Annotated in this window: 7 protein-coding genes and 1 pseudogene; 5 read left to right on the top strand and 3 right to left on the bottom strand. The window is 44.7% G+C overall.

Annotation, left to right across the window (positions count from 1 at the left end; genetic code table 11):
* Positions 1–288: 288 nt before the first annotated feature.
* From Q9R34_RS05010 to Q9R34_RS05030, 5 genes and pseudogenes are all read left to right on the top strand, one after another.
* On the top strand, positions 289–411 hold the full coding sequence (locus tag Q9R34_RS05010) for a zinc-ribbon domain-containing protein (RefSeq protein ID WP_242696939.1): 123 nt from the start codon (positions 289–291) through the stop codon (positions 409–411).
* A 113-nt stretch (positions 412–524) separates the two neighbouring features.
* Positions 525–587, top strand: a pseudogene (locus Q9R34_RS05015) (putative zinc ribbon protein); the annotation flags it as partial.
* A 368-nt stretch (positions 588–955) separates the two neighbouring features.
* Positions 956–1,219: a hypothetical protein gene (locus Q9R34_RS05020; RefSeq protein ID WP_242696941.1), complete on the top strand. Its 264-nt coding sequence runs from the start codon at positions 956–958 to the stop codon at positions 1,217–1,219.
* A 603-nt stretch (positions 1,220–1,822) separates the two neighbouring features.
* Entirely contained in the window at positions 1,823–3,820 is a 1,998-nt protein-coding gene (locus Q9R34_RS05025) for a DEAD/DEAH box helicase family protein (RefSeq protein ID WP_164474328.1), read from the top strand.
* A gap of 81 nt (positions 3,821–3,901) precedes the next feature.
* Positions 3,902–5,716 carry a DEAD/DEAH box helicase family protein gene (locus Q9R34_RS05030; protein ID WP_485892616.1) on the top strand — a complete coding sequence of 605 codons (1,815 nt, stop codon included), beginning with the start codon at positions 3,902–3,904 and terminating at the stop codon, positions 5,714–5,716.
* Between the two features lie 67 nt (positions 5,717–5,783).
* On the opposite strand, the gene pglZ is transcribed toward Q9R34_RS05030, so the two are convergent.
* Genes pglZ through Q9R34_RS05045 form a run of 3 tightly spaced genes read right to left on the bottom strand, consistent with a single transcriptional unit; the run spans position 5,784 to position 13,087 of the window.
* The gene (gene pglZ / locus Q9R34_RS05035; protein WP_485892617.1) at positions 5,784–7,820 is read right to left on the bottom strand and encodes a BREX-1 system phosphatase PglZ type B; all 2,037 of its coding nucleotides are present in this window, start codon (positions 7,818–7,820) and stop codon (positions 5,784–5,786) included.
* Between the two features lie 3 nt (positions 7,821–7,823).
* Entirely contained in the window at positions 7,824–9,623 is a 1,800-nt protein-coding gene (locus Q9R34_RS05040; RefSeq protein ID WP_164474331.1) for a DUF262 domain-containing protein, read from the bottom strand.
* Positions 9,620–13,087, bottom strand: a complete 3,468-nt coding sequence (locus tag Q9R34_RS05045; protein ID WP_485892618.1) for an Eco57I restriction-modification methylase domain-containing protein — start codon at positions 13,085–13,087, stop codon at positions 9,620–9,622. Before Q9R34_RS05045 ends, Q9R34_RS05040 begins: the two co-directional genes overlap by 4 nt.
* Positions 13,088–13,116 lie beyond the last annotated feature (29 nt).

Raw genomic sequence — 13,116 nt, forward strand, 5'->3', positions numbered from 1 at the left:
TCCGGCAAATGCAACATTATGTATAGGATGTCCGTTGGTTTCCGTGGCTGTTTGGCACTATTACGGCTGCGACAGCGATTGCCACGGAGAACGCTACTGCCTGACCTACCGGACCGGTGAGTACAGCCGGGTGTGCTCTGATGCTCAACATAAGATTCTTGAGTTAACGGTATGCGCCTACTGAAATGTTACCCAGCAAATGACCGTGAAGGTCACTTTGTGATCGCCGGTGAGGTCATGAGTGTACCGGGGCAGATATGGAGTTTTGCCTCCTGCTGATGTTGTCTGGTGTTGCATGCCGGCACTTTTAGCGACCCGGCGTGGTTTGAACACGATACGCGGGCCGTGGCCTGGGATGTGCTGATGAACTTTGCCCATCTTGCCCCGGAAGTGAAGGCTGAGGCCTGGTAGAGGAAGCTGCGCAATATGCTCAACGGAATGGATGCTACGGTAATGACGCTGTTCTCGTACTGTGTGTAGTGCGGTGACCATTATCAGGGGGGAAGCAATGTTACCGGTGCCAGACCGGTATCTACAGCATCGAAGAAGCTAACTGGCAGAGAAACTACTGCTGCAGTACCAGATAGTTCCTCATTCTTATGAACAAGATACTGCCGTAGAGGCGGTGTCCCCCCTGATTTAACCCGAAGAGGTTTGCATTGTGAATCATTCTTACACACGGGCTTCTGATGCTATCAGCACGGATGCCGTCAGCACGCGTGCATTTCTGCAACAGGCTGTTGACCATTACCCGCGACTGGCGGCATTCAGCTTTACGCTGAAATTTCCGTATCGTGAAGTCATGAGTGAATACCGGTCATTGATTCTGCGTTTTCATACTGAGTGCTGGCTGCGCACAGGCGAATATTCGCGCCTGTGTCAGTAGGCACGCCGTCATTCGCCTCCCACAGTACTACACTGGTTGTGGGAGTCTGTCAGTGCACCAGAATGCAAAATGCTGCTGTTGATGAATCTTGTTATACTGGGGGCTATAAGCAACGTACAACATATTGAGAATGCTCAGCAGGCAATAAGCGAGATCATACGTGACGCATGGCTGACTGTGACGGGTACTGATCGCAATGGTGTCACGAACATAACGCCGATTATCGTTAATCGACCGGGTAAAGACGTTTATATTGCGCCATTTAACCAGTTACAAAAACAGGTTCAGGCGATGTGTCAACCCGTAGCGATAGCAAAAACGGGGACGGGCTAACACATTCTCATTAACTTGTGTGGGGGACTCTATTGGGAACTATAATCAGGACGTTCAAATGATTTGCACAAGCATCAAAGAAGTACGGTCAGGTATGGTAGCGCCTGGGTCGCAAGTATGCCGCCAGCAGCATTTTCCAGCACCACTTTGTACTCCCTACTGTAACTTTTATGACGGCCCATTTGGGCTTTGGTGATGCCGCCTGCGCTTGCAGAGTTTGCAGGGTTTGCAGGGTTTGCAGCCAGTGACAACCTTAGGGAGGGGCGTCCACCACATCGCTTTATGCATAAAGCTCAGCTATGCATGTTAGGAGGGAGGGGCAAATCGACGAATCAAAGAATCACGCTGTTGCATGGGTCATCAACAGGCTTAACAAAACGAAGATATTACACTTTAATAGCTAGAAAAAACGCTCATAATGGCATCCATAAGAACAAAAAACCTGTTCCCTAAGCTTCCAGACCTAACTTTATTCAGGAAAGTCGGTGTGTAGAGCTGTCAACATTTGCATCTGCGTAGTGTTTGGTTACATAGAACTCTATCGCATGATAACTAAACACCACTTACGAATATTAATAACGTAAACAAATTCAGGATGTAAAGTTGAACGCACAAGCACAAAAACATCGACAACTAGTACTTTCTATTCTTCAGAGCGAAGCGCTACATCAGCACCAAGTAACAGCAGCTACCAAAGTATTTGATGCTTTAACTGGCAATGTGCGAGCAGTAGTGACAGCCGCCGAAATGCAAGCAGGTAAATCAGGCATTTCGCTAGCCCTGTGTTGCTTACAGCGATTAAGTCTCTCCGAGACAGATATTTGCAATCGTAAGCAGCTAAAAGACACACTTTACCTGGTTACAATGCCTGATACCGCCCTCAAAGAACAAGCTGAAGAAGACCTCAAGCTTGCCAAGAATGTTGTCGTCAGTAATTTTGTGAACTTCGAAAAGGCATTGGAAAATGAATTTAAAGGCAATCCACCTAAGCTAATTATTATTGATGAATGTCACTATGGCTCAAATGTCACTGCTGTTCGATACAGTAGGATCTTCGACTACCTGGAACAAGAGAACGATAGTTGTAAAGTCGTCTTCATCTCTGCCACCCCCTTCGGTGCTCTCTATGGAGCAGAGACTGAATATCAAGAAGCTCTAGAACTTCAACAAGAAGCCAAGAATGATAATGATGCAGAACTATTAACTCAAGCCCGAAATGTTGCTGAAGCGGCCTTAAAAGACTCAATCTTGCGTCGAGACTTTAACACCCGTCTGGTATTCCACAAAACTAGCGATGAATACTACGGCGTCCGAGAGATGCTAATGAATAGTAAGGTCAAAGGCCTTGAGGATGAAAGTCGTAACTTCCTTTGCAAGTCCGTTCAACGCGATGAGTTTGTTCAACAATTTCTGAGTCATAAAGGTATGGGATGGTCACTCGTAAGGGTGCCCGCTGGTTTGGCGATGGAAGCTAAGCAGTTTCTCATATCGCAAGGCATCGATGAGAATGCAGTTTACATTATTGGTAATTCATTAGCTGGGGTACCAGAAGATGAACATTGCAGCATTGAGCAATTCAAAAAGGAGTTTGATGATGCTCAGTTGTTCGAAGAAAAACTAATCGCTATTACTGTTGCTGGAGCTCGAGCTGGTATCAACTTCGGTGCGATGATGAAAAATAATCTCATCTCGACGTGGGATAGTACAGTTGCCAGTGTTGCCGCAGTGGTGCAAGCCAACATTGGCAGGGCGTGTGGTTACCATGAAAACAACTCTTCAACTCATTTCACTAACTTAAATGCAGCTGAGGCTTATGCTTGTATCCTTGACCATCTTGAAAACACCTGCTCTGACCAAGCAGCGTCTGATTTCGAAGGGTTAAAAGAATTTTTTGAAGATGTGTGCCAGGAATACCATGTCAACGGTTTGGATGTTGGGTTAACTATCAAATACAAACGTCGTCGCCCAATCGGTGATGTTGAAACGTATAAAACTGATAGCTACATTGCTGTACCCGCAAAACTTCTTGACGATGATGCAGAGTTCACCGAGTACACCAAAGATAAGTATCTTCTTCAGGCGATCGATATTATTCGCAAAGAGTTCACGATTAAAGGTGCGCCAAGCGTCAAAGGTAATCGAGCTATGCGAGGTAAAGGCAAGAACTGGATCAAGGCACATTGGGTCAATGGGGATAGTTACAATAACCCTGAGAAGGCACGCGCTGACGGAACCCAAAAAGAAAAAACTAAAACCCACACCCAACAAATTGATAATGGGGAATATTTAGAGTTTAACCGCGTTGTAGCACCTGGTTCCGGAGAGTTATCTGAAGATAAGTTTGTGGTAGCAACCATTTTTAGCGTTTACAACATTTCTCGCCGAAATGTCGCAAAGAAAATTATGACTCTTGAAGATGTTTGGGAGATGTGCGACTACTTTAGTGTTGAGCATGATGACACTCTACTTGTTATCTACAAGCGCGGTGAGTATGACCTTGAACGTACTCTTGCTAAGAAACAGCACAACGAACTTCCTGAGCAGTCAGGTGAGCTTAGCGATGAATCCCATTTCTCTGACAAAGTAGAATCTACTTATTAATACAAGGGGCTGCATGCCCCCTAAACTTTATATTGACATATGAATAGCTCAAATAAGTATCGCAATTATGTCCAGTGCTCAATGGCTGAAAATACTTTTGAACACCAACGCAACGCTGCTGAGAAAGCATTTACTAAATTGAACTCTGGTTCAAAAGCAGTGATCCTTGTTGCGGAAATGCAGTCAGGAAAATCAGGTGTCGCTCTTGCCCTTGCCTGCCTTCAGAGACTATCTTTACCCGATGAATTATTGGCTAACCGGAAATACTTAAAAGATACTTTATATCTTGTGACAATGGCAGATCTGGCACTTCAAGAGCAAGCAAAGCGTGACCTTGCACCCTGCAAAAATGTCGTTGTTAGTAACTTCACAAATATAGATAATGCGCTTAAATCGGATTTTAAGCGCCAACCACCTAAGCTCATCATCATCGATGAGTGTCACTATGGTTCTGGCATTGATAGTGTTCGCTATGAAAAGGTATTTAATTACCTGGAACAAGATAATGTAGACTGTAAAGTTGTATTTATTTCCGCAACTCCATTTAGCTCACTCTACTCAGCTAGTGAAGATTCCATTCTACGTCACAGCTTCAATACGTCTTTGGTATTTCACAAAGCTAGCGATGAATATCATGGCATTCGACAAATGCATCGCAGTAACCAGCTGGTCAAACTTGATGATGATCAGCGCGATTTTTGTGAAGATTCACTGCTACAAAAGCGCTTTATACGCCAGTTTAAAGAACATCAGGGCGTAGGCTGGTCACTGATTAGGGTTCCATCAAGTCAAGCAAACACAGCCAAACAAGTACTGATTAATCAAGGTGTAGATGAGGAGCAAATCTTAATCATAGGTCAAAAGCTTATTGGCGTTGACGATCACGAACTCTCATCTATCGATGATTTCAAACGAGCGTACGAAACAGCAGCAATGTTTGACGAAAAGATAATCGCTATAACTGTGGCTGGATTTCGCGCTGGTATTAACTTTGGCCAAGAAATGAAAAACACGCTAATAAACACATGGGATAGCTCTATTGCCAATATAGCCGCAGTGGTGCAAGCTAACGTTGGCAGAGCATGTGGATACCACCAGAATACTCAGGCGAAACATTTTACAAACCTGGAAGCTGTTCGAGCGTATTCAGAATTACTTGATCATCTCGAGGCCAGCGATGAATTGAATGATTTCGATGGGTTACGGTATTCATTTGAAGATATTTGTGCGAAATATCAAGTCAGAGGCTTTGACCGAGGAATGTTTATCACCCCTTTTACTGAAACTGTAATCACCAAAAAACGTGATGATTCGGAAACATTCCTAACTCAAAGCTACCTAGTCATTCCTGGAAAATTATCTGAGCCCGAAGCTAATTTCAGCGCCTATACCAACGATCCACAGCTGCTTGAGGCAATCAAATTAATTCGTGACGAATTCCTGAATGAAGGAGCGCCCTATCCTAAAGCTGGTCGTGCAATGAGAGGTGATGATAGGAACTGGATAAAAGCTCAGTGGGTAAATGGAGTCACCTATAATGACTTCTCGCCGAGCTGTGCGAAGAGCAGAGTGCTGGATTTTAATTCACGCCTGGAGCTGGGTGAAGATGTAGAATTCAACTTAATTGTTAACCCTGGTGGCGGAGAGACCACTGCTGACAAACTCATAGTTGCGTGTGTATTCAGTATTTATAATCTTTCTAAACAAAAAGATGCTTACAAACGTGCCATGGACCAAGAGGATATGCGGGAAATTAGTGAAGCCTTAGGTTGTGAATATGACGATACGGTTATGGTGCTATATCAGCGCGGAAACTACTCTAGTGGAGTGACAGAACAAAAAAAAGTAACCACAAAACAGCTATCTCGCATCCGCAATTCCAGCGTGTTCAAATAGCTAAAAGCCGCCGTTATAAGCGGCTTTTAGAAAATATTCGATGAAACTTATTTTAAGTAATAAAATTCTAGTCCTTAGTAACTTTAATTACAGGTGTCAGGCATTCTTGCAAACTTAGGCCACCATGATTGTAGTAATCTCCCGCAGTAAATGCACTGATGCCTGGAGCCATGGCAAGTGACACTGAGGAATTCCAATACCACTCTATCTGAGGCAAATTCGTACTGGCATTATCCTTGAGAATAGCACATCTTGATAAGTACTTACGAACCAATGGTTTTTCAAGATCTGCTTTAGGTAATTGATCTGGAAGCCATAACCAACCATGATCCGTGACAATACGGATTTGCTTCCATCCTGCTTCAAACAAATAGCTTACCCTATCAGCTATTTCTTCAAGAACATCATCAATACCAAGAGGTAATTTTCTTTGCTGCTGATGTCCCAGGTTATCCAGGTCACCTGTTTGTAGCCACGCTAAGCCATTAGGCTCACCAGTATCCAATCCTTCCAGGTATTGCCACCCCTGTTGTGCCAATGCTTTTTTTAATTGATAGCTATTAAACTCACTACCCGTTGCCACTACTGAAGGCTTAAAATCCTGAGTGTCATAAGCACCGTTCAAAAGTGCAGCAACAGGAGTAACCGCAGCTTTCGCTGTATCAGTTAAAGATGGCAGAGCACTCCATTGTGTTTTGGTATCGACAATCAAATGACGCGCAGTAAGCTTACGCTCTAATACTTTAGCGCAATCAAAACGCAAACCATCTACAAAAAACACTACCATCCCTTTAACCTGGTAAGTAGCTGTCGCCTCCTTAATTTCAGTATTCCCGGGATATCCTTTTCTTTTAACCAACTGTTGGAAGTTGAGCGATACCTCGTTCAACCAAGGGGAATATATTAGTTTTAATACATTTGCGACTAATTCCTGTTGGCCCGGTTCTTTTGTCAATGCCATGGCCTGCAACGCTGCAGCATCGACTTGCCAGAAGCACTCCTGATATAGCTCTGCCATCTCTTCCGGTGACTGATGATTGAACACTTGCTGGGTCAATTCAGCGACTTTTGCCAGATGGGCCAAAATCTCGAGGTATTTAGATTCCCCTAATCGATACCAAAGCCAGCTTTCGCGCTCTTTATTCTGTTGATATAGTGAACAGATAGTTCCTCTAACTTTGTTTACATCAAGTTGAGGAAGGCCAGCAAGCGCATCGGCAAGGCTTTTTTCATCGCGAGTATTTTCAATAGGATAATGACTTAAATCAGCAGCTAAATCAGGGGTTACATCACGAAGGACAAGGATTAATCCTGATAGGTTATGTGCGGTATCTTCAAAGCGCTGCCACACTTCTTGCCACGCCCCCTGGGCAGATAAAAGGGATGCGAGCATTTGAGAATAATTAGCATCTGTTGGTTCATAACCAAACTGACTTGAGCAAGTATTACTGAAAAGCGACCATTTATTGTCGTCCCACTGCTTACGCTTATCTTCGGGATTATTCAGCCACCCAAGTAGATCTTTAATAGGATCATTAAATACTAATGATTGAAAATCTTTAGCCTCTAACCGCTTTCCTTGTAGGTCTTCAATACGGGATTCTAAAAGATCCTTCAAGATTTGGGGGATAATTTCTAATGTGTTTTTATCTTTTGCTACGTCTAATTCAAGCCCAACGCGTGGGTTTGTCAGAAAAGAACTTATACTCCAGTCACGACCTGCCGTATTATAGGCCCACCAACATCCGCGATATTGCAATTCAGCTAGAGGTCGTAAATAGTCCGGACAATCTTCGATAGCGCGTAACGCTTTTCGCCCAATTTTAGGAAGATAGATAATTGGTGTGCGACCTTCAGGTAACATAACCTCTTCCAACACCCCAGCAATGGCACACTTTAACCAAATAGCCGGACCAATCCGCTGCTCTGGTTGATATTCACCAAGCTCGAGCAGCTCGGGAATGAATTGTTTAATCAAAGGCATAGCACTTTGCCATTGGCAAGCTTCATCTGTCCATAGAACCGCTGCAGGGGCCTCTTGCACTGCAGGATTAAAATTTGCACAACCTCGTAGCTGCTCTATCAATTTATCAATTACTTGCATTCGTTATCTCCCGACGACACCCGGTAAACTAAACAGAGTAATAGCCTTATCTACCATCGCGGCTGTTCTTTGCTCAATTTGCGCTATTGACCAATTATCAGCAACAGCCAGCTCCTGGTTTAGATACAAACCATTGTTGTAGCCTACAGGACGTTTATCCCGGGTCGTACGATCACGTTTTTCCAAAAAACTCTTATTCCCTAAAGAACTGTTGTATCCCGAAATAGTCAAGTTACCAAGTTTGTGCACATGGCTTTGACGATATTGCTCCGCCAACGTTTTATCGCCATCCGCTATCATATCTACCCAAGAATTAGGGATGTTTAATCCTTGTGGGAAAACATGCTCAATGGTCCACACATATTGCTTGCCTTCCACTGCCCATAGGTCTACTTGGTTCTCCTTGGTCATCATGCTTTCTTCAAGAGCACACAGGATAAAGCGGCAGACCCAGCTATTTTCTTCGTATAGACCGCCACTAAGTGCTTGGCGGAAATGCTCATCAGAGGTACTGACAGCCCCTAGGGTATTAGCAATAGCACTGACAACCTGCTCACCGTGGCAGCTTTGCAGAATTTCAGTTAACTCCATAAATATGCGGTTTAAATCCCGAGTAGCAGGCACATCAGTAGTGTTCCTACGGACAAAGAAGTTGATCAGCAAAGTGACCACTTTTTCAATATGCTCAATGCTCAATGCTAAGTTCTGTCGTCTGGCAAACAACATTAGCAATAAGAGATAAGAAGGAGCTCCTTGAATTCTATCCAGACTTTTAAGCAGTTTTGTTAGTTTAGGTTCATCCGGAACTTCGCAATTCCCTACAATCTGCGCATACCAGTCAGAATGACTACGCATAGCTTGTAGGAATTGATGCGGATCATGAGCAATCAATTTTTCGAAAATTTGAATAAGATTAGATTTCGTCGCTACTGGTACATTGACGATATCTTTTAACTCAGGCTTGAACGCATTGTAGTACTGACGGAAAAAACGCTCTTGTACCCCATAATCATCCCCCAGGGCTTCCATCACTTTGGTCCAGCTGATAAAAGACTTATCAATACTGCCCGGCTCAATCTGTTCGATCTTCGCCAGTAGCTTGTTTTTCATTAAATCAATCGCGGTAAGAGGCACACCACGATTGTTAAGTGACTCAAACAGGGTGTAAGCATCTGAATGACTTGCCACCTCTATTTTTACCAGAGTAGATGCATTGACTTTATCAAGTAGCGCATTCAGTGCCTGCAATGGGGTTTCGCTCTCACTGACATACTGTTCAATACGCATTAAAAAATGTCGATAGGCACGAAATACCCGACGATTACCTGCATTGGAAACCCACTCAGCCTCTTTAAGAATACCTGCCTCTTTCAACACCGCCAGGTAATCCTGCTGGTTGGCATTTTGCACCTGAGGTACTAACCGGGGCTGGTCCGCATTCTTTTTTAGCACCAATTTATGCTTCAGGTTATACAGCTCTATCTGCTGTTCCATCTCAAGTTCAATGCCTAACTGGTTGTAGCTTGCATAAATGGCAGCTAACAATAATGACAATGTGGTCATTCGCTGTTGGCCATCCACTAACTCTAACTGCTGCAGAGCCAGCGTGTCTGTACTTTGATTGATACAGATAATCGACCCCAAATAGTAATTAAGGTCGTTTTCTAACAGATCTTCAAACAAAGCATCCCATTGCCATTTACCCCAGGTGTATTCCCGTTGGTAGCGTGGGATGGCATACACCACCCCGGCTTCAATATCCAACAAGGTTGACACCGGATAGTTAAATACTGATTTAATCATCCGTGATTTTCCTTATTTGCATGTTCGTCTCTGACAGCTTGTTTATCTGCAAGACTGATATGGTGGTCATTGATACGCGCCCCCTCTTTTTCACCATACTGCAGGCCCAGATAATACCAGGGGGCCGATTCAACGTCGTTGCCGCGATCTTTACCCCACTTAATATTGGGCTTAGTGCGTAAAACACCGGCCCCCTTCTTATCCACATCCGGTGCCTGCATAAACGGACGAATATTAAGGCGCACACCATCATTTAAATCCGGGTTCCAGCCCATAGGCTGTTCGTGTAACGGTTTCCAGCGCACAAAAATGTCGAGACCACTCTTGCCGGTGATGGCATCTCCTTTAAGGATGGCTTCCAGCGAGTCTTTGAGGTTTTTAGCCGCCATCAAACGACTTTCCGCACCATCAATGCCTTCTTTGAAACCATGCTCCTGAGTACGGATCCAGTCCCCAAGATAGGTATAAATCAGGCGTTCTAAACCCTGGTAATTGAGCTTATGGTAGTTGACCAGTACTGAGAATCCATCTTTAAGACCATCCCAGATTTGCCAGATAAACGGGCGGTGCTGGAAAAGTTTGCAATGTTGTTCAAAGAATTTATCCCGCAACCAAGTTTCAAGGCTCTTACTACCAACACTGGCAAGCAGATCACTGAGAACACTGGATGACCAGTCCTCTTCGTAGGCAGCCTGCAGCATGCCTTCCAGGCGAGAAGCCGCGGCTTTTTCTCCGCGAAGTGCAGGCAGGCAGACAATGCCGTCATCATCTACTAATTTAAGTAAATCATCAGATTTACCAAGCCAGTAAAGCATCTCATCAGCCAGCTCCATTTTCTCATCCAGCTCCGCTGGCCATCGGTAACCAAGCAAACGAGCAACCGCAACTTGTAGAACGGTTTCATCGGTACGCTTATCTGCAATTACGGTCCATTTTTTCCCTTCGTTCCAAGCAACTGAACCGCAAGGGTGTCCATGGAAAATCCACTGGGTAGGATCATTGGTATATGGCTTAGGAAGACCGTTAGGGTATTTCTCTTTGGCCAGCTTATTCCAGTAGCAAGAATCGAATGGCACTTTGAGTAAAGTTTTATTAGTTACTTTTAGCGCTTGATCTAATTCCCTTATTGAGATTGCAAAATCATCTGATGAAAAAAATGTTAACAATGAAACCAATTCATGTTTGTCAGTTGGATATACTACTGCAACGTTATTATCAAAATGCTCCCCGCAGTACGCAACTACTTTGAGATCACGCATTCTATTAATAGCGATTCCATATTTACCCCATGCACGATTACCACTTTCATGCATGTCATGCAGTTGACTTCTGGTTAATGCCGCATACTTGCTAAGTTGACCTTGGCCATTTTGCCAAAAAATAGCCTCTGAAACATCACCGTAATACTCACCTGTGTTATTGCTCCTACGAAATGGTAGCCAATCATTATTACCAGAAGATATTTCCCATAGTTTTTTAGTAAAGCGTTCAATATCGCCAGTCACCAAACCTTGATAACACTCAGCTATTTCAGATATGTGTTTTTCTGAACTTTTCTCAACAAATCCAATTCTAAAATCTGGATTATCCAACTGCTTAGTCTGAACAAGCTCTCTTAACGGCTCTATCAATAATTGCGAAGCTTTTTCTGTAGCGGTTTTAGGTGCCGAGATATCTTGATACCTTAATAACGCTCCATTAGGTGCTTTACCTTTAGTAAGAATTACCATCGCAACAAATGCGCCTGCTGCAGCCGAAGAGTCAAAACCTTTCTCTCCCAAACGAGTTACTAAGTTCCAGTTTTCATGAATTAGAAGCTTTTTACGGAAGTCAGTATAGCTGGTCAGGAAAAGCCAGTTTTGCGGTAAAACGATTGTTGAAGTGCCGCCAATTGGACTGAAATCCATACCACGCTCCAGGAATACCGTTGCCAGGTCGGCTTTTGCTTCCGGAAAATAGTTTTCACAAAAATCTTTCAACGCCTCACACTGCTTACCACGTGCCAGATAAGGTACGTTTGTCACTACCAGATTATAACTTTCAGACAGTAATTTAGCAGCCACTGCCAGCCCCTGGGCGGCCACCTGGGCTGTTTTTGCTTCATCGTCGGTTACAACAGCTTTCGCATCCAAGAGTACCTGCCAAGGCGCAGACTTGCCTTCAGCTTTTCCTTCGTAATATGCCGTGTTGACGTCAATCAGGCTGCCCAGTACGGGGGCGTCTTCGAAGGTTCGAGTGAACCATTTGAGGGCCTCACTAATATCTGGATTGTGTTTAGCCAGGGCCTGCCATTCCTGAGTGGCAGCGCTGACATCCAGCCCGGAGCAGGCAATATTCAGGGCTGGCAGACTACGATAGCCGCCAGCTCCCGGATAGCGCCAGGCCTCCAGCGCCAGTGCAAAGGCTGCAATCTCCACACAACGGCTGTCAAGCTCAAGACCATGTAGATTCTCAGAAAATACCTTATCTACAGCGGTTTTGGCATCAAGCCCTTCAAGCTGCATACGCATTGGCACCAGCATCAGGAATAATGCAACCAGAAAATGCCCTGAACCACAGCACGGGTCCAGAGTCTTCAGGGAGCTGATTTCCTGCGGCCAGCCATCAAACCAGCCGCCGGCGGCTTGCCACAACTCGCCCTGCTCATCGCTGGTTTTAACAAAACGCAGATATTTCAGCGGCACACCCTCGATAGCGGCAGCCTGACGCAAGGTTTTCTCATCACTGGCCGAGCGTAAATCCGCATCCGTCAGCTGTTTTTTCGCCCACCAGGCACCCAGGCTGTTATCCAGCAGGAAACTCACCATATAAGGTTCGGTAAACAGCTGTGTGACCGGACTTAACTCATCCGCACCAATCGGAATACCCGCCGCATTTACTTCCTTTTTACGTTTGCTTTGCCAGAACTGGTAACACCACCCCAGGCTGTCCTGTGCCTGAAATACGTCTCCTGGCAGGGTCAGAATTAAATCTTCTAACTCGCGGATGTGGTCGACAGGCATCTGCAGCTCAAACACAGGAGAGTCAATTCGAAATACCTGGGGTAACATTTTCTGAGCTAACTTCCCAGCCAGTTCCCAGCCATCTTTGCAACTTTCTTCTTGGGCATATTCCTGGCAGTCTGCCAGCGTTACAGCAAGATATTTATCCAGCATCAGCAGATTGTTTTGCTCCAAAAAGCGGGCAAATAACATACGATGCCAGTGCTCATAACTGACTTCTGCTCGCAGGTGTTCAATACTCTGCACACCATTAGCCTGCAGCTTGTCCCCCAACTGACGGGCATGGGCACGCAGGCGATTACGCAGTTTTCGCTCATTATCATTTAGGTATGCCGGAGCTTCCGCCGTTTCTACCCCTAAACGTATTAATGCTTCTGATGCAGCTTTTTCTATCAGTTCTCGGGCCCTGACAACAACTTTTTCCAGCTGATTTCTAAGCGTTTTATCCAGTGACTGTCGCATGTAGTACTCTTAAATGAAGTTTTATTATT

Origin of the sequence: Enterobacter sp. BRE11, from assembly GCF_031844285.1 — a bacterium.
Classification (GTDB): domain Bacteria; phylum Pseudomonadota; class Gammaproteobacteria; order Enterobacterales; family Enterobacteriaceae; genus Pantoea.

What these genes read in the sequence shown, in the direction of transcription:
- Q9R34_RS05020 (WP_242696941.1), top strand. Translation starts at nt 956, where the DNA reads ATGCTGCTGTTGATGAATCTTGTTATACTGGGGGCTATAAGCAACGTA.
- Q9R34_RS05030 (WP_485892616.1), top strand. Translation starts at nt 3,902, where the DNA reads ATGGCTGAAAATACTTTTGAACACCAACGCAACGCTGCTGAGAAAGCA.
- pglZ (WP_485892617.1), bottom strand. Translation starts at nt 7,820, where the DNA reads ATGCAAGTAATTGATAAATTGATAGAGCAGCTACGAGGTTGTGCAAAT.
- Q9R34_RS05040 (WP_164474331.1), bottom strand. Translation starts at nt 9,623, where the DNA reads ATGATTAAATCAGTATTTAACTATCCGGTGTCAACCTTGTTGGATATT.
- Q9R34_RS05045 (WP_485892618.1), bottom strand. Translation starts at nt 13,087, where the DNA reads ATGCGACAGTCACTGGATAAAACGCTTAGAAATCAGCTGGAAAAAGTT.